This window comes from Cohaesibacter intestini (genome assembly GCF_003324485.1).
In the GTDB taxonomy this organism is placed as follows: Bacteria; Pseudomonadota; Alphaproteobacteria; order Rhizobiales; family Cohaesibacteraceae; genus Cohaesibacter; species Cohaesibacter intestini.
The window spans coordinates 786,161-803,617 of sequence record NZ_QODK01000003.1; the positions used below are offsets into that span (position 1 = coordinate 786,161).

The 17,457-nt window shown below is 54.8% G+C and carries 19 protein-coding genes; 12 read left to right on the plus strand and 7 right to left on the minus strand.

The features are described from left to right. The first annotated feature begins 80 nt into the window (after window positions 1-80). Window positions 81-740 (plus strand): GntR family transcriptional regulator, encoded by a 660-nt coding sequence (locus DSD30_RS14215; protein ID WP_114010305.1) that lies wholly within the window; start codon window positions 81-83, stop codon window positions 738-740. A gap of 13 nt (window positions 741-753) precedes the next feature. Here DSD30_RS14215 and DSD30_RS14220 read toward each other — a convergent pair whose 3' ends face one another. Both DSD30_RS14220 and DSD30_RS14225 read right to left on the minus strand, forming a co-directional pair. After that, complete coding sequence (locus DSD30_RS14220) at window positions 754-1,083, minus strand: hypothetical protein (RefSeq protein WP_114010306.1); 330 nt, start codon at window positions 1,081-1,083, stop codon at window positions 754-756. A 271-nt stretch (window positions 1,084-1,354) separates the two neighbouring features. Beyond that, a complete protein-coding gene (locus tag DSD30_RS14225; protein ID WP_114010307.1) occupies window positions 1,355-2,029 on the minus strand; it encodes an HAD family hydrolase in 675 nt (224 codons plus the stop codon). A 421-nt stretch (window positions 2,030-2,450) separates the two neighbouring features. Here DSD30_RS14225 and rpiA point away from each other — a divergent pair, with 421 nt between their 5' ends. From rpiA to DSD30_RS14260, 7 genes are all read left to right on the plus strand, one after another. Continuing rightward, on the plus strand, window positions 2,451-3,149 hold the full coding sequence (gene rpiA, locus DSD30_RS14230; RefSeq protein ID WP_114010308.1) for a ribose-5-phosphate isomerase RpiA: 699 nt from the start codon (window positions 2,451-2,453) through the stop codon (window positions 3,147-3,149). A 63-nt stretch (window positions 3,150-3,212) separates the two neighbouring features. Beyond that, window positions 3,213-3,722, plus strand: a complete 510-nt coding sequence (locus DSD30_RS14235) for a DUF2059 domain-containing protein (protein ID WP_114010309.1) — start codon at window positions 3,213-3,215, stop codon at window positions 3,720-3,722. Window positions 3,723-3,974: 252 nt separating this feature from the next. Continuing rightward, on the plus strand, window positions 3,975-5,354 hold the full coding sequence (gene gor / locus DSD30_RS14240) for a glutathione-disulfide reductase (protein ID WP_114010476.1): 1,380 nt from the start codon (window positions 3,975-3,977) through the stop codon (window positions 5,352-5,354). Further along, window positions 5,347-5,853, plus strand: coding sequence for a GNAT family N-acetyltransferase (locus DSD30_RS14245; RefSeq protein ID WP_114010310.1), 507 nt, complete (start codon window positions 5,347-5,349; stop codon window positions 5,851-5,853). Before gor ends, DSD30_RS14245 begins: the two co-directional genes overlap by 8 nt. Window positions 5,854-5,895: 42 nt before the next feature. After that, on the plus strand, window positions 5,896-6,534 hold the full coding sequence (locus DSD30_RS14250) for a gamma-glutamylcyclotransferase family protein (RefSeq protein ID WP_114010311.1): 639 nt from the start codon (window positions 5,896-5,898) through the stop codon (window positions 6,532-6,534). 244 nt (window positions 6,535-6,778) lie between these two features. Continuing rightward, window positions 6,779-7,480: a phosphatidylserine decarboxylase gene (locus DSD30_RS14255; RefSeq protein ID WP_114010312.1), complete on the plus strand. Its 702-nt coding sequence runs from the start codon at window positions 6,779-6,781 to the stop codon at window positions 7,478-7,480. A 54-nt stretch (window positions 7,481-7,534) separates the two neighbouring features. After that, a complete protein-coding gene (locus tag DSD30_RS14260; protein ID WP_425359466.1) occupies window positions 7,535-8,419 on the plus strand; it encodes a CDP-alcohol phosphatidyltransferase family protein in 885 nt (294 codons plus the stop codon). An 86-nt stretch (window positions 8,420-8,505) separates the two neighbouring features. On the opposite strand, the gene DSD30_RS14265 is transcribed toward DSD30_RS14260, so the two are convergent. The 3 genes from DSD30_RS14265 to DSD30_RS14275 all read right to left on the minus strand — a co-directional run bounded on the left by DSD30_RS14265 (window position 8,506) and on the right by DSD30_RS14275 (window position 13,670). After that, complete coding sequence (locus DSD30_RS14265) at window positions 8,506-11,847, minus strand: efflux RND transporter permease subunit (RefSeq protein WP_114010313.1); 3,342 nt, start codon at window positions 11,845-11,847, stop codon at window positions 8,506-8,508. A 5-nt stretch (window positions 11,848-11,852) separates the two neighbouring features. Next, window positions 11,853-12,974 (minus strand): efflux RND transporter periplasmic adaptor subunit, encoded by a 1,122-nt coding sequence (locus tag DSD30_RS14270; protein ID WP_114010314.1) that lies wholly within the window; start codon window positions 12,972-12,974, stop codon window positions 11,853-11,855. Between the two features lie 87 nt (window positions 12,975-13,061). Then, the gene (locus DSD30_RS14275; RefSeq protein WP_114010315.1) at window positions 13,062-13,670 is read right to left on the minus strand and encodes a PadR family transcriptional regulator; all 609 of its coding nucleotides are present in this window, start codon (window positions 13,668-13,670) and stop codon (window positions 13,062-13,064) included. A gap of 239 nt (window positions 13,671-13,909) precedes the next feature. On the opposite strand from DSD30_RS14275, the gene DSD30_RS14280 reads away from it, so the two are divergent. After that, window positions 13,910-14,215, plus strand: coding sequence for a hypothetical protein (locus tag DSD30_RS14280; RefSeq protein ID WP_114010316.1), 306 nt, complete (start codon window positions 13,910-13,912; stop codon window positions 14,213-14,215). A gap of 297 nt (window positions 14,216-14,512) precedes the next feature. After that, complete coding sequence (locus tag DSD30_RS14285) at window positions 14,513-14,833, plus strand: hypothetical protein (protein ID WP_114010317.1); 321 nt, start codon at window positions 14,513-14,515, stop codon at window positions 14,831-14,833. 57 nt (window positions 14,834-14,890) lie between these two features. Here DSD30_RS14285 and DSD30_RS14290 read toward each other — a convergent pair whose 3' ends face one another. Together DSD30_RS14290 and DSD30_RS14295 are read right to left on the minus strand one after the other, a co-directional pair. Further along, the gene (locus DSD30_RS14290; RefSeq protein ID WP_114010318.1) at window positions 14,891-15,484 is read right to left on the minus strand and encodes a hypothetical protein; all 594 of its coding nucleotides are present in this window, start codon (window positions 15,482-15,484) and stop codon (window positions 14,891-14,893) included. Window positions 15,485-15,607: 123 nt separating this feature from the next. Continuing rightward, window positions 15,608-16,348 (minus strand): cation efflux transmembrane domain-containing protein, encoded by a 741-nt coding sequence (locus DSD30_RS14295; RefSeq protein WP_425359467.1) that lies wholly within the window; start codon window positions 16,346-16,348, stop codon window positions 15,608-15,610. 106 nt (window positions 16,349-16,454) lie between these two features. On the opposite strand from DSD30_RS14295, the gene DSD30_RS14300 reads away from it, so the two are divergent. Then, window positions 16,455-16,865, plus strand: a complete 411-nt coding sequence (locus tag DSD30_RS14300) for a MerR family transcriptional regulator (RefSeq protein WP_114010320.1) — start codon at window positions 16,455-16,457, stop codon at window positions 16,863-16,865. Window positions 16,866-16,967: 102 nt separating this feature from the next. After that, complete coding sequence (locus tag DSD30_RS14305) at window positions 16,968-17,420, plus strand: YtoQ family protein (protein ID WP_114010321.1); 453 nt, start codon at window positions 16,968-16,970, stop codon at window positions 17,418-17,420. Window positions 17,421-17,457 lie beyond the last annotated feature (37 nt).

A 17,457-nucleotide genomic window follows, 5' to 3' on the forward strand; every position in this document is an offset into this window, starting at 1 on the left:
TTGCTTCTTTCGAGTTGCGATGGCTGTGCGGGTCTTGACCACACGTGACGCCAAAACCCGGATCTGGATAGCAAGAAACAATGGCTCAAATCCTCCGACGTACGACCACCAACATTGTTGCAGATGAACTGCGCAAACGCATTATGTCTGGACAGTTGCGCGAAGGGGAGCAGGTGAGGCAGGAAGCGATTGCGACCGAGCTGGGTGTCAGTCGCATTCCGGTGCGCGAGGCCTTGCGGCAGCTGGAAGCAGAAGGGCTGATAACGCTGGTCTCGCACAAGGGTGCGGAAGTTACCCGGCTGGAACCATCCGAAATCGCTGAACTGTTCGAAGTCCGCATCATGTTGGAAAGCTGGATGTTCGAACATGCCATCGAGCATATCACGGAAAGCCACCTGGAAGCGGCGGAAAAGCTGATTGCCTCAATGCGCAATGACGCGATGATCGAAGAGTGGGGTGCGTTAAACTGGCAGTTTCACGAAACCCTCTACACGCCTGCCCGTAAGCCGGCCACGATGAAGATCCTGCGCCGTGTCCACGATAATATTGACCGTTATGTGCGCCTGCAGATTACCTTGACAGAAGACAGTCAGGAGCGGGCGCATAGGGAGCATCAGGCCATCGTTGATGCCGCGCGCAACAAGAATGCCAAAGTCGCGGTCGCTTTGCTCAACGATCACATCAATCATGTGAAAGAGCAGTTGCTGGCGAACCTTGTATCCAAGGAAAGCCATGAATAGGATTGGCCATCGCTCAGTTTGAAGGCGTCCCTGCGGTTTGACCCGCTATGGCTGCCAAGTGCGGCAGACGGGCTTCCATCTCACAGAGATAGGCTCCATCGAACAAATGCACCTTCTGCCCAATTTCTACCTGCATGGCAGCCAACTGGACGCGATCGCCTGTCTTTGTGCTGACCTCATCTGAACGGGTAGCTTTGGACGCTTCGATTGCCTCAGACGCACCCGTTGGTGCCTTGAAGGCCGTAAAGGCCATCACCTGATAGGATTGGGCATAGACGAAGGCGCTGTAAAGCATCAGCATTTTGAACCAGTATTTGCCACCACCATTTTTCAATACGCGCATGGGACCTCTCTCATTTTTTGACGCATCTTTACCCGACTGGGTCGGGACGAGTGTCGCCGCAAAAAGGTTAAGAAAAATGCGTGAAAATGCCTATGCAAAGCTGCATAAGGCTCTGAAATGCCGACTCAATGATTTTGTGGTGACCACCAACTTAAAATCGTTGGTAAAGAAACCTTTGCTCAAAAATGGGACAAGGTTTAATCGATTTGAGAGGAAAGTGAAAACGGATTCACGGCGCATGCCAGCCGCAGTCTCTCAGGCGGGGATCTCGTTAGGATAGCTTCGCCAGCGCATCCGGCAGGGCGTCGAAATGGTCGATCACCAGATCGGCCCCCAATGTTTCGACCGGGATTGGCGTATAGCCATGACTAAGCAATATGACCGGAATGCCCGCGGCCTGCGCAGCGTCGACATCGGTTTTGGTGTCGCCAATCATTACGCTTTGTTCTGCAATCCCACCCGCCGTCGCAATAGTATGCAGGATGTGCTGTGGATGGGGTTTGTGATGGGCAACCGAGTCGGCTCCGCAAATGGCGTGGAACAGCTCTGCCAGACCCAGCTCCTGCAACAGTCGCTGCGACAGATACTCTTTCTTGTTGGTGCAGACCCCAAGACGCAGATTTGCTTCAGCCATGGCGCGGAGCAGACGGTCGGCGCCCGGATAGGGACGGCTGGTGGCGCTGATATTGGCAATGTAATGGTCAAGGAATGGTGCGTGGCAGGTTTTTAAAAAATCATCATCCACCACACGCTGATGATAGGCAAACCCCCGTTTCAGCGTGGCAATCGCGCCATGTCCCACATGAGAGCGGATATGCGCGTCGGGCACACCGGGCAGATCATGCATAGCCAGAACATGATTGAGAGCCCCGATCAGGTCGGGAGCGGTGTCAACAAGAGTGCCATCCAGATCAAACAGGATGCAGGAAAAACGATGGTCTTGCATGGGCACTCCGGCGACGCGGTGAGGGTGTCGTATATATGATCCAGACAGGCCGGAACAGCTGGTGATTGGTGCGACGGTTCATAAAGACCCTGTTGCTCTTTCTTTTACCTCATGCACCAATCCGGTTCAATCGCAACAGGTTGCCGCAAGAGACAGCACCTACGACCATGGCGAACGAGGTGGTGTGTATTTTCAAATGTGGAACCTTTGACCACAGGGAACAAGGGGGCTTTCTGCGCGTCGGCCCTTTTCCATTGGTTGATGCCGTGCTAAGAGCTTGGCGAACAAGGAAAGACCATCGCCCCGGCTTGTCCGCCATATCGTGCGAGGCCGTGAGTGCCGGGCACCCGATAAGGGCGCCTTTGTGCAACCATTCGGGCAAAAGCTTTTGGGCAAAAGGTCAGTAGGGAAGAGCATCATCATGAGTGAAGATCTAAAACGCCAAGCCGCAGCGGCAGCGCTCAACTATGTAAAAGACAATATGAAACTGGGAATTGGCACTGGTTCGACCGCCGTCCATTTTATTCGTCTGCTTGGTGAGCGTGTCGCCAATGGCTTGACGGTCATCGGTGTGCCCACCTCTGAGGAAACCGCGAATCTTTGCCGTGAAGTGGGCGTGCCGCTTACGACGCTCGATGAGACGCCGGAACTGGACCTGACAGTCGATGGTGCGGATGAAATTGACCCGCAACTGCGTCTGATCAAGGGTGGCGGAGGCGCATTGCTGCGCGAAAAGATCGTCGCCAAGGCATCTCGGGACATGGTTGTCATTGCGCATAAATCGAAGGTCGTCGAAACCCTTGGCGCATTTCCGCTGCCAATCGAAGTCATGCCCTTCGGTTTGGCTGCAACGACCCTTGCGGTCAAGAATGTCTGCGCCCGCTTCGGCATGCAGGGAGAGATCTCTGTGCGCAAGACTGCGGACGGTGAAAATTATTTAACCGATGGCCAGCATTTCATCCTCGATGCCACATTTGGCCGCATTTCCGATGTAGATGGCCTTGATATGGCATTGCGGGCCGTCCCCGGCGTGGTGGAAACAGGCCTCTTCATCGGCATCGCATCGACCGCCGTTGTTGCAAGCGATGACGGAATTGAAATTTACAAGCCACAGGCTTAGATGCCCTCCAAAGGCATCATTTGAAGATATAGCGACATTCGAGACCTTTAAGAGGATTGAACCATGAAAAAGACCACGATCGTGTCTATCTGTGCGGGCGCCGCGATGAGCGTTTGTCTTGCCTTGCCAGCCCTTGCGCAGGATGCGAAGGCCAACGATACGCACCTTCAGGCAGCGATCGACGTTGTGGAGCAAACCGGCAACATGCCCGAGTTTGAAAAACAGCTCGAGCTGATTGTCAAAAACTCCAAGGTTTGGCTGGTGCGCCAGAATCCAAATGCGGAAAAAGACATCTATGAAGTGGTCGACAAGATTGCTGAAAACTACAAGGATGACCGGAAGAACCTGGTCGCCAGCGCTGCCGTCGCGTGGGCGCGGTATCTGAAAGAAGACGAACTGAAAGACGTGCTGGCTTTCTTTAAAACCGAATCCGGTCAGAAATTCGCAACTTATCAGCCGCGTATTCTTGGTGAAATGCTTGGCAATATTCAGGCCTACTCGAAGGAAACGACCCAGCGCATCGTGGCTCAGTCCATCAAGGAACTGAATGCCAAAGGACACAAGTTCCAGTAAGCGTTGCCGATCGTGCGTTACAATCAGCGCCTCCAACTTCGGGTTGGGGGCGCTTTTTTGTCTGTATCAGGCGTAGTTTGGTTGCAAGAAAATCGCGGATTTGTGATCACTTGTCATGTGTCATCGCGGGCGATGATCAGGCTAGGGGCTTTCAATCTCTGTCCCACCCCTTATGTTTGAGACAAATGAGCGGGGTGAATGATCCTGCTGGGATTGATCACTGACGCTGTCGGGATGAAGAAAGAGGCGAAAATGAGTGAATTTGATTATGACCTGTTCGTAATTGGCGCTGGCTCCGGCGGCGTTCGGGCTGCCCGCATGGCGGCAACCTATGGTGCCAAGGTGGCAATTGCCGAGGAATACCGTGTTGGGGGAACATGCGTGATCCGTGGCTGTGTGCCAAAGAAGCTGATGGTCTATGCTTCGAAATTCTCTCATGAATTTGAGGACGCGGCAGGCTTTGGCTGGACGGTCGGGGAGAGCCAGTTCGACTGGAACACGCTGATCGCGAACAAGGATGCGGAAATTGATCGGCTCAATGGCCTCTATATCAAAAATCTCGAACGACACAATGTCGAGATCATCCAGTCACGAGCGGAGCTCGAAGCGCCGCATCGGATCCGGCTGACCGGTGAGGATCGCTCCGTCACGGCCCGCACCATTCTGATTGCCACCGGTGGCGTACCCAACCTGCCGCTGGACCTGCCGGGTGTTGAACATCTCATCACCTCCAATGAAGTGTTCCATCTCGACGAACAGCCAAAACGGGTGTTGATCACTGGCGGCGGATATATTGCGCTGGAATTTGCTGGCATTTTCAACGGTTTGGGCACCGAGACAACGGTTCTTTACCGCGGCGAAGAAATTTTGCGTGGTTTCGACGATGATGTCCGCGCCACCCTGCACGAGGAAATGGAGAAACGTGGCGTCCGGATCGTGCTCCATGATGTCCTGACCTCTGTTGAGAAGAAGGCTGATGGTCTGCATGTCACCACCAAACAGGGTGAGACGATGGTTGTTGATCAGATCCTGTCAGGGATTGGCCGCTCGCCCTACACCAAGGGGCTGGGACTGGAAACGGTCGGCGTCGAACTGGATAGCAAAGGTGCGATCAAGGTTGATGCGCAGAACCGCACCAATGTCGACCATATCTATGCGGTCGGGGACGTCACCAACCGGGTCAATTTGACACCGGTCGCCATCCGTGAAGGGGCTGCCTTGGCCGAAACCCTGTTCAACGACAATCCGACAATTGTCGACTATGAGAATATTCCCACTGCAGTCTTCACCCAGCCGGAAATCGGCACCGTTGGCATGACTGAAGCAGAAGCTATCGCAACCCATGACAATCTCGACATCTATCTCGCCAAGTTCCGTCCGATGAAAAACACGTTGGCGGGCAATGACGAGAAGATGCTGATGAAGCTGATTGTTGATGCGGACAGCGACAAGGTGTTGGGCTGTCATATTCTGGGCCCGGATTCTGGTGAAATGTCCCAGCTTCTGGGTATTGCCATCAAGATGGGGGCAACCAAGGCCAATTTTGATGCCACAATGGCAGTGCATCCGACCGCTTCGGAAGAGCTGGTCACGATGAAAGAGCCATCCAAACGCATCCGCAAGGATGACTGACACGCTCATCTTGAGGCCCATCAAACCAAATGACGTCGAGCCCGCAACCCAATGCGGCCTCGACGCTTGGTGTGGTGGAATTCTACCCTTGCTCAATGGCTTTGGTGCGTTGGATTTTCTGCGCATCGAGCGACTGTTTCATGACTTTCTTCTTGCCGGCATAGAGACAAAGGATGACCAACTGATCGTCGCCGATCTGGAGGGCCAAATTCTCGGATTCTATTGCCTTGAAACCCGAACCGGCGAGTTGACGGACCTCTGGCTCGCTCCTCAATGGCATGGAAAAGGCATTGCAACACGCATGTTTGGCGATGCCAAGGAGCGGAGCAGGCGCGCTGGCCGCGAAGAACTCAAACTGAAAGTGTTGGTCGGCAACCAAAGGGCCTTGGCATTTTATCGCAAAGAAGGCATGGAAGAGGCGGGTCGGCAGACTGCATTTGATGCGGCGCTCCAACAGAGGCTGGAAAAAATCATCATGCGGCTGAGGCTTGATGGCTGATCACAGCCTCGCTCAGCCCATCCAGAAACGGAAAAGATCAAAGTGACGCTCGAACAGGTACGAGAAAAACCACAAGAATGGGTCGGCTATTTTGGTTATGGCTCCCTCGTCAATGACGATACACGCAATGCAGAAAGCTTTGGCTTTGCCGGTCGTTTGAAGGGATATCGCCGCCGCTGGTCGATCTGGTCTGCCAGTGCAGAACGCCGCGCCTTCGGGTTCGGAGGGGTGGCTGCCTTGTCGGTGACTGCCAATGCCGAGAGCCTCTGCGATGGCCTTCTGATTTTTGACCGCAAGGACCATTTGCCCAAAGTTGACGAGCGCGAGGCAATGTATGATCGGGTAAAGCTGGACTTGTGCAATTTCTCCAGCAAGGAGAACCTGCCCGCTGGCATCGATTGTTACATCTATGTTGGCCACACCCCACACACCGAAGTCGCCGATCCGGATTATCCCATTCTACAGTCCTATGTGGACGCGGTGATGCAAGGGTTCCTGCACAAGTTCGGAGAAGAGGGCGTTGCGCGCTTTGTTGCGGAAACCGACGGCTGGCAAACCCCCATCGTTCAGGATCGCGACCGTCCCTTCTATCCGCGCTCAGTCACACTGAACCTGGAAGAAGAGGAGCTGATCGATCATTATGTGAAACTCAGCGGTGCCCCTCAGGTGTCTCTGCCCTGATCGATCCGATGCAACTTACCGACTTTTGACAAAGGGCCTCAATTGGGGCCCTTTTTGTTGGCTTTTCGGCTGGTTTGGCCTCCGTTTCACCCAGTCGGTGCATTGAGCCTTGGCGAATGGGAAAACTTTCGCTAAAAGCGAGCAACACCATATCTAAGAATTGGCGGCGCGTGGCTCGGGATAGAGGCCCTGGCCCGGTCCCGACATATCGGGCCGACAGCGCTCAACAAGAAGGCAAGTCTGAATGACAATCATTGACTCCATCAAAAAAAGCGTGGTCCCGATCCATCCGGAAGGCTATCCCTTCATTGCGCTGTTTGCCCTTGCATCCTGTGTGCTTGGATGGTTCTTCTCGCCTCTCTTCTGGATTGGAACCTTCCTTACCCTCTGGTGCGCCTACTTCTTCCGCAACCCGGAACGTGTGACGCCGCTGGAACAGGGGCTGGTTATCTCTCCTGCTGATGGCATGGTGTCAAGCGTTGGCCTTGCCACGCCGCCACCAGAGCTGAACCTGTCCACCGAGCCGATGATGCGCGTCTCTGTCTTCATGAATGTCTTCAACGTCCATGTGAACCGCGCCCCGGTGCCGGGCAAGATCAGCGCGGTCGCCTACAAGCCGGGCAAGTTTCTCAATGCCGAACTGGACAAGGCCAGCGAAGACAATGAGCGCAACAGCCTGATCATCGACAGTGCCTATGGCCCGATTGGCGTCACCCAGATTGCCGGCCTGATTGCTCGCCGGATCGTCTGCTGGTCAAAGCCTGAAGACACAATCGAAGCCGGCGAACGCTTCGGTCTGATCCGCTTTGGCAGCCGTGTGGATGTCTATATGCCTGCCCACATCATCCCGTCGGTGATTGTCGGCCAAACCATGATTGCCGGGGAAACCATTCTTGCCAATCTGGAAGGTGAACAACGTCCCGCCAAAGACCATCGCATCCAGTAATCCGCAAACAGACTAGCACCAGAACTTGAACTGCCCGCAAGGGGACAAAGGACCATGATGGAAGACAATTCGGATCACGGCATCACCAATCCGTTTCAAAGCTTCGATCCGGATGAAGACGAACCCAAGCGCCGCTTCAAGGCCGTTCCGTTTCGATTGCTGGCGCCCAATCTGGTTACGCTGATGGCGCTCTGCTCTGGTTTGACCGGGGTGCGGATGGCCATTGAAGGGCGGTTCGAGCTGGCTATGATTGCCATTGCTGCCGCAGCCTTTCTCGATGGGGTCGACGGGCGTGTGGCTCGCATGCTCAAGGGAACTTCGCGCTTTGGAGCCGAACTGGACTCGCTCACCGACTTCGTCAATTTCGGTGTGGCACCGGCGCTCATCCTCCATGTCTGGATTCTCCATGCCATCCCGTCGATTGGCTGGATTGCCTCGTTGCTGTTTGCCATTGCGATGATCTTGCGTTTGGCCCGCTTTAACGTGGCACTTGATGACAAGAACAAACCTGCCTGGCAGAAGGATTTCTTCGTTGGTGTCCCGGCACCTGCTGGCGCTCTGGCCGTCTTGGCTCCCATCTATCTTGAACTGGCAGGCATGCCGCATCATGATGAACTGGCGCTGATCGTCGTGCTCTATACGCTGTTGATCGCCATGCTGGTTGTCTCGTCTCTGCCGACCTATTCGGGCAAAACCGTTGGCCTGCGCATCAATCGCGCCTATGTGCTGCCGTTGATGGGGGGCTTTGTCGCAGCGGTTGCCATCCTCTTTTCCTATCCATGGGAAAGCCTGTTGGTGATCGTGTTTGGCTATCTGGTTTCCATTCCCTTTGCCCGCCGTGCATGGCACCGCAAAAATCGCATGATGGTTGCGGGTGAGCTGGGCGACGACGAGATCAAGACAGAGGCCGATTTGTTGGCCAACAAGGACGATGACTAGGACGCTTGCGGCCTCTCCGCTTGGCAACAAAAAAGGGCCCGCCGAATGGATCGGCGGGCCCTTTGCTTTGCTCGTGTCGCAAGCTTTTATTCTGCTGCCTGAGGCAGCTCGGATGGATGGCTTGGTTGTTCATCCTTCTTGCGCGGCTTCAAAGCCACCAAAGTACCCGTGTCCTTGGCCGCCAGATCAGACGCCTTTTCCGCCGAAGTCTCTTCAGCCAAAGGCTCCGATCTTTCTGTCTTGTCTGCCTTGCGCAGCCCGACCAGACGGGCCAGCAGCCCGAAGAACGGTCTCAATGTGACCGATGGGAAGGCCAGCAGCACAGGGATCAGCACCAGCGTCAACAGGGTGGAGAATGCAAGGCCTGAAATGACGGCGGTAGAAAGCTGGATCCACCAGGCGGCGGTGATCGACCCGACGGAGATCACACGGTTGAAGAAGTCGAAGTTGATCCCGGTCGCCATGGGGATGAGGCCGGCAATAGTGGTGATCGTCGTCAACAGGATCGGGCGGATCCTCTGGGCGGCGGTCTTGACCACGGCTTCGATCACGTCAACCCCTTCGTCTATGAAGCGGTTATAGGTATCGATCAACACGATGGCGTTGTTCACCACGATCCCTGCCAGAGCCACAACCCCGGTGCCGGTCATGATGACCGAGAAGCCTTGTCCGGTCACCAGCATGCCCAGCAATACGCCAAAGATGGACATCACCACTGTCGTCAGCGTCAGGAAGGTCTGATAGAAGCTGTTGAACTGGGTGATGAGGATCATCGCCATGATGAACAGTGCACCAATGGCCGCTTTACCAAGAAACTCGCCTGACTCCTTCTGGTCTTCATCCGCACCGCGGAAATTGAAGGTCACTCCGGCCGGCCAGTCCTGTGCCTTGATCCAGCTGTCGATCTCCTTGACCTTATCATCCACCGTCGTGCCATCACTCTTGTCCACTGTCGCCTTCACATTCATGGCAAAGAAGCCATCCTTGCGGGTGATGGAGGAGACCTTGGGCTTGGCTTCGATGCGGACGAAGTTGGAGATCGGAACCTGTCCGTTACTAGTCGGCAATTTGAGCATGTCTAGCTGGTCGAGATTGCGCTGTTCTTTGGGCAGGCGGACACGGATATCCAACTCGTCCTCGGAATCGTCGGGACGATACTTGCCGATCAACAAGCCATTGGTCACCAACTGGACCATCGAGCCGACTGGGGCGATGGCAGCATTGTAGCGGCCGGCTTCTTCCCGGTCGATTTTGAGCTCCCATTCTATGCCGGGCAGGGGACGGGCGTCCTCAATCTCCATCAGCTTATCGACATCCTCGAAGTGATTGCGCACGATGCCAGTCATTTCTGCGACCTGATCATAGTTCGCAGAAGAGATCTGAAGATTGATGTCCTTGCCTGTTGGCGGGCCTTCTTCCTTTTTGTTCACGGAGACGCGAATGCCGGGTATGTCAGCCGTACGGGCACGGATTTCCTCGAAAATCTGTTCCGCAGGGCGTCGGCAGCAATAATCCGTGAGTTCGAGATTCAGTGTACCAATGGCGTCGCTTGGTTTGTTGCTGTCACTGCCAAGCCCACCACCGCTGCTGATGCCGGACGGGTTCGAGACGGTAACGACATCACGAACGCCCTTGACCTGCAGCACTACATCCTCAACGCTTTTCACCAGTGCTCGGCTCTCAAGTGCGGACATGTTGCCCCGCGCCGAGACATGCACCATGGCGATGCGCGGCTCGTCATTCACGAAAAGCTCTGTCCCGGCGTTGTGCACCATGTAGGAGGTGACGATCATGAAGCCAAGACCGAGCACCAGCCCGATGGTCGCAAGGTTGCCAAGCGGGTTGGAGACGAGCATGTGCAGCCCGCGAATGTAGAAACCGGTGAGGCCGGTGACTTCCTTCGGGTCGAAGTGATGCCCGCCAGAAAGATGCTTGGCATTCTCGATTTCGATTTCACTCGCATGGGACTTGCCGATGAAGCTGCCAATGACCGGCAGGAACACCATGGCCGTGAGCAGGGCAACCGAAAGGACAATAATCACCATGATCGGCAAATAGCTCATGAACTCACCAATCATACCCGGCCATAGCAGCATGGGCAGGAAGGCGGCGAGCGTCGTGCCTGTCGAGGCAGCAACGGGCCAGAACATCAGCTTGGCCGCCCGGACATAGGCTTCCTGTCGCTTCAGTCCTTCGGCGATCTTGCGGTCGGCATATTCCACGATCACGATGGCGCCATCGACGAGCATCCCCACAGTCAGCACAAGCCCGAACATCACCATGGTGTTCAGTGTCATGCCGATCAGTGAGAGCACGAGGAAGCCCATCATGAAAGAGGTGGGGATCGCGATGCCGATCAGCAGTGCCGAGCGGAAGCCCAACGCAGCCAATACAAGCATCATAACCAGTGCGACAGCGGTCATGATCGAGGATTCAAGCGAGCCCAGTGTGTCGTTGACCGGCTCGGCCTGATCAAGCAGGAAGTCCACCTTGATGGCCGGGTTCCATGTTTTGATCTCGGCCTCAACCGCCTGACGTACTGCCTCGTTATTCTCGATGATGTTGGTTCCCAGGCGCTTGGAAACCTCCACGGTGATGGCGGCCTTGCCATTGACACGCGTGATGGTGGTCGGGTCCTTGAATGTCCGCTTGATCGTGGCGATATCACCCAGTGTAACGACACCTTCGCCATTCTGCTTGATGGGAATGGAGTAGACATCCTCGGCATCCTCGATGAGGCCGGGAACCTTGAGGTTAAAGCGCCCCTTGCCATTGTCGAGGAACCCAGCTGGCACCAGCTGGTTGTTGAGCGAGACCGCATTGATCAGCTCCGTCTGGGTCACATTGTAGGATTCCAGCCGCAACTGGTCGATCTCGACCACCAGCATTTCCTCACGCTGGCCAGACAAATTGGCCTCAAGAACCGTCGAGATGCCTTCAATCTCATCCTTTAACTTGCGCGCATGTTGATAGAGCGTCCGCTCAGGAACCGCACCGGATAGGGCGATGTAGAGAGTCGGCTGTTGCGACATGTTGAATTCGGAAATCGTCGGTTCATTGGCGTCCTCTGGCAATTCTGCCTGTGCCTGATTGACCTTGTCGCGCACGTCCGCAAGGGCTTGGTCCTTGTCGAAATCAATCGAGAATTCGAGCAGAATACCGGCATGGCCTTCTGAGGCTGTCCCGGTTAGCTCCTTGAGGCCATCAAGGCTCTGGAGCTTGTTCTCCATCGGCTTGACCAGCAGACGCGCAGCATCTTCAGGCGAAATGCCACTCTGAGAGATCGAGACATAGAAAATCGGGACGTCAATGTCGGGACTATCTTCCTTGGGGATGCCGATATAACTGGCGATGCCACCCATCACCAATACCGTCATCAGGGTCATGACGACGCGTCGAGCCCGCAATATGGCTTCAAGAATACCCATTGCGCCTACCTTTCAGATTCTGAGCTGGCAAGCTGATTGGCTTGCGCATTGACAATCTCGACCGGCTGGCCATTCTTCACATATTCCTGCCCGACGGTGATGACCTGAGCCTCTTGCGGCAGACCGCCGAGCCACATGCCGCCACTGTCGTTGGACAGGATTTTGACAGGGGTGAACTGTGCTTTGCCATCCACGACCAGCATCACGCCGACCAGACCGTCATCGGAAAGAGTGAGATGCGCCGGACTCATGTGATGGGCCATCACGGGCTTGAGATCGAGACGCGCTTCCGCCGTCACCCCGTCACGCAAAGATTTGTCTTTGTTGGGAATTTCAACCTCAACAAGAAAGGTCCGGGTTTCAATGTCGGAAGCAGGGCTAACATAGCGAACAGTGCCATCCAGTGTTTCGCCGGTGACAAGGCGGACATGGGCCTTTGCGCCTTCCGAAACCTGGGCAATGTCACGCTCGGACACCTGACCGACAACAAGCATCGGATCGGGCTGCATCAGCGTTGCGCAGGCGTCGCCTGCCTTGAGCTGATCCCCGACTTCCGCGATAGTCCCCTGAACAATGCCCGAAATCGGCGCAAGAATCCGAATGCGATCCAGTTCAAGACGGGCTTCCTTGGTGCCCACCAGAGCCGCGTCGCGCTGGGCCTTGAAGGCGGCCAGCTGGGTATCGGACGCATACCCCTTCTTGGAGAGAGCCGCTTTGGCCTGATAGTCGAGTTCGGCCTGAGCAAGAGCCGCTTCAGCCCGAGCCAACGCTGCTTCGCGGGAGCCGACATCGAGTTCACACATGAGGGCACCCTTGTTGACCCACTGACCCTTCTCGATCGGGCGTGCGCGTATAATCGCGGTGGTTTCGGAGCGAACGGTCACCTTGGTGTCCGCTTCCGTGCGGCCTCGAATAGTCAGTGAGGTTTCCATCGGCTCAATGTCGAATGCTGTAACAGCAACCCGTGTTGCCTTGATTTCAGTCTGATGGTTGCGGACCGCAGGAGGAGGTAGGGATCCGTCCTTATCCTGACCACTGAATACGGCCTGTCCGGTTGCCATCCAGCCAACAATGCCCGTTGTGAACAACAGGGCGAGGCCGTAGGAGCCTTTAAGACGCAATGCCATAAGAGTTATCCTCGTTATTTCACTTATTAAAAAGTGTATTCGCACAATAGGTTACGGTGCCGCGGACAGAGTTGCCCGCAGCTGAAATCAGCTTGCCTGTTGTTCGCTTGAGACCAAATTTGCAGCCTGACCTTCCTCTGCCAGTGCCACAAGTTCCACACCATGAGTCTTTAGATAGTCAATCGCTGACTGAAGACAAGCGCGTCCGTAGTCTCGAGCCCAATTTCCTGCATTTTCGAAGACTTCGGACTGTTCAACGTCCAGATTGCCTTCAGTCTGCTGTCGTTCGGGTGAGGTACAGGCGTCGATCAGGCCCATTTCGTCTTCCAGATGCACAATCTGCCGCGCCACTGCGGCCTCCACATCCTGAGGCTTCATGACACCAGCAAACAGCGAAATCATCAGAAACTCGGACCGATAGATATCCGGCTTGTGCGGTTGCATCAATTCGATCAACAGGGCTGCCCGTCCAGCATCCGTGATGGAATAGACCTTGCGTGCCGGTTTGCCGTCTTGCGTTTCATGGCGACAGGTCACCAACCCTTCCGCTTCCAGACGATTCAATGCCGGATAGATGGATCCATAGCTCGCCTCGACGAAAAAGCTGAAGTCGCCTTCCGTCGAAAATTTGCGGATGTCATAACCGGTCTTGTCGCCACAAAAGAGAATGGCAAGACAGATGCTGCGTACATTCATAAGGTATCCTGATCTGAACTTCGGGGCTGTTCGTATCCCTCAACAAAGGGATTAAGGTTTTTTACGATATCGCGGGGCAATATATGCTTGTTTGATATATTTGTCCATCGCATATATCCATGCGATATATGCATGACAGGCATGCGGTAATGCGTCTCAGGATAATTGCTTGATTTCGATGGCAACGCTGCGAGACAATAGAATTGGTCAAAAACTAGAAACCCCAGAGGAGCAGATCCATGCCGATCAACGACCTTGTGCCGCCGGAACGGCGGCAGGAAAAGGGCATTAAGGGCATCTTTCGAGATCCGCTCATGCGGCTGCTGGCGATCAATTGGGTCATCGGGTTATTTGCAACCATCATCGTCTTTGTCGGGCTGATCCTGACCAATGCTGCCGGGCTGCAAGACTTGATTTTCGGTAGCGACGAGCCTCTGATCCCGATGGCTCTGTTGTTCTTTGGGCTGCTGATCACCATTTGCAGTGTCGCGATGGGCATGGCCGTGATGATGGTGCCCAAGGATGACGATGACCAGATCTACTAGGTTACCCTGTGATGGCGCGGTCCCTGCCGCATACCAAGTGTTAACGCTATCACACCCTGTTTGGCGCGAATTGCAAAGGGAAGGTGGGTAAGCCCTGCGCCACCCTTCCGGCATTCATACTTCGCAAACCCTGTCAGCAGAAATGCGCCTCTAGCGTGCAAAATCCCCGCCAGTCTTTACGCGCCACAGAAACTTTCTGCGTCATTCTGAACAAGTAAATTGAACCTGAAGCGTGGTCAGCGCGTTTAATGAATGAAGAAAAATTAAACAGACATATTTCAGGCGGGGGCTAGAACATTGAATTTCAAACGAGGTTTCGAGGCACAAATATCGGCCGATGCGGTGAAGCAGGCCGCGTCCGCATTGGCATTGCAAATTCTGATCAAGGCAAGGGGCAGGGTTGCTGCTGTTGATCCTATCCGGACAATTCAGAAGACCGGGTTGCAGCTGGGGCTTTATTGCCTGTTGGTGGCCGGTTCGCTTGGCGTTGTGGTCAATGGCAGCAAACTGATTGTCGATCAGATTCATGCAAAGATGTTCGAAATGGGCTATGAAGTTGCCAAACAGAATTTGCCGAAAAAGATCCAGACGGCCAGCATTCGGTCTTCGGTCGAATAAAGAGCCATCGTACCATATCAATGAAGGAAGGGCGTCCTGATCAAGACGCCCTTTTTGTTATTCGGTGACTTCGAAAGGCAGGGAGAACTGGGTTTGCTTTTCGGAATTCTGATCCTTTAGGACATAGTGCGAGATATAGTTGCCCGGTTGCAGACCAGTTAGATTGATGGTCAGGGTCAGGTGGATTTCGCGGTTATGCATGCCAAGCGGCACGTTGACTTTGAGAAACTCATTTCGCTGGAACAGGCTCGCCCCTTGTGTGTCCGTCAAATTGTAGTCAACAGCCCAAGCGGCAAAAATCTTGCCATCGTCCCGAACGCCATACCCGAAACCAACCGGTTCTACATAGATGATCTGAGGTTCATTGACCTTGAAGATCGGCACCCGCTCTGAATAGGTGCCATAACCAGTGATGTTGGTCGCAAAGGTCGCTTTCTGGACAAACATCGGAATGCGTTGCCAATAGTCGTCTACGACCGAATTCAGGACCGCATAGGCCGCCTTGGGCTGACCGGAGTTGATCAAGGCGTCGGCCTCTTTCAACCGCTCTGCCGGATCGCTGGTTGACTGAGCGTTGGCAAGGGAAGGGACAGCGCCAATGGCACAAAGAACCAGCAAGAAGCTGGCCAGAAATGAACGCAGACTACGCATGGAATGAGCTCCCCAAAAACACGCGATAATAAGAGATAGACTGAATATAAGGCTAGGTTACCATGGAACGGCAGGGGCGAGAACCAAGGAAATGGTCGCGCCCTGGCCGGTGAATGCTGCCTGCTATGCGTGGCTTTGGCGATATTCCTGTCGCGATTGAACAAGGATCAACTGGGCTGAACGCAGGAACAAGCCTGCCATGGCAATAGCGACCAGAATGTCTGGCCAGGCCGAGTCCGTGACAAACACCATCAGACTCGCCCCCATGACGGCGACATTGCCAATCGCATCATTGCGTGAGCAGAGCCAGACAGAGCGCACGTTGGCGTCTCCATCCTTGTAGCGGCGGAGCAAAAGCACCGAGCCCAGATTGGTTGCCAGGGCCATCAGACCGATGACGCCCATCACTTCAGCCTTGGGAACATCCAGAAACATGATCTGATAGAGCGTCGCGGAAAGCACCCAAAGGCCCATCAGCAACAAGCTGATACCCTTGACCATAGCCGCCGTCGCGCGGACTTTAAGGCTCATGCCAATCACGGCAAGGCTCATGCCATAGGTCAGGCTGTCACCCAGAAAGTCGAGCGCATCGGCTTGCAAAGCCTGAGATCCCGCCAGCTTACCTGCCAGCAACTCTATCAGGAACATGCCGCTATTCAATCCGATCACCGTCCAGAGAATCGTCTTGTAGCGCTGATCCATCCCATCAAACACCGGATTGCCCGAGCAGCCACAGGCAGTGCCCGTTGCCTCTTGTGTGTCATGCATGGCTGTCTGTGCGTGATCATGCGGGTGATCCTTTGCCCCGCCGCAACAAGAGGAGGGGGCAGCCTGCGAGGAAGAATGGGAACAACTTGCGCTCATGATCGTGGCCTTTCTGAACTACTCTTTATCGTAGAGCTGGATTTCAATCAGTCACCATGACTATAATTGCTCTAGTGACTAGAGCTTCAAGGGGCAAAAACGCAAAATGTTTTCGATCGGTGAACTATCAAAGTCGAGTGGCGTAAAGGTGCCGACCATTCGCTATTACGAACAGATTGGTTTGTTGGAACCCACTGACAGAAGTCAGGGCAATCAACGGCGCTATGAAGCGGAGGGACTCAAACGCCTGACCTTCATCAAGCATGCTCGCGATCTGGGTTTTTCTCTCGATGGTATCCGGTCGCTCCTGCAGCTGAGTCAGCAGGAAGGCAAAGCTTGCCGCAAGGCGACTGCCATTGTGCAGGAACATTTGACCGACGTCCAAAAGCGCATCCAGAAACTCCAGCGACTGGAAAGTGAACTCGACCGCATGCTCGATTGTCACGAAAACTGTAAGGCCCAATGCTCCGTTCTGGAAAGCTTGTCTGACCACAGCCATTGCCTGAGTGAGCACTGAGGCGTATAGAAAGGCCTCAATCCTGTGCGTGACCGCACGCCATCAGCAAAAACAGCATTATGCCTTGTCCATGAAGGGATCGGGCAAGAGGGGTGCGGCTCTATGAACTGGTCTGTCTATCTGTCCGGAGAAATTCACACCAACTGGCGCGAGGAAATTGAGGCTGGAGCCAAGGCGCTCTCCCTCCCGGTCTCTTTTGCGGCCCTGGTTACCGACCATGGTGCTTCGGATGATTGCGGCGTGGAAATCCTTGGTGCCGAGGCTGACAAATTCTGGCACGATCACAAGGGCGCGCAAATGAATGCCATTCGCACCCGTACCTTGATCGAGGCTGCCGACATCGTCGTCGTTCGGTTTGGCGACAAATATCGCCAGTGGAATGCAGCCTTTGATGCAGGCTATGCCGCGGCCCTGGGCAAGCCGATCATCGTCATGCACAATGACGAGCATCAACATGCCCTCAAGGAAGTGGATGCAGCCGCTCTTGCGGTCACCAAGACGCCAGAGCAGGTTGTTCGCATTCTCAATTATGTCATTGAGGGAAAGCTGGGGTGAAGCGTTCGTCCCGTCCATCACTCAATGCAGGGCGCAA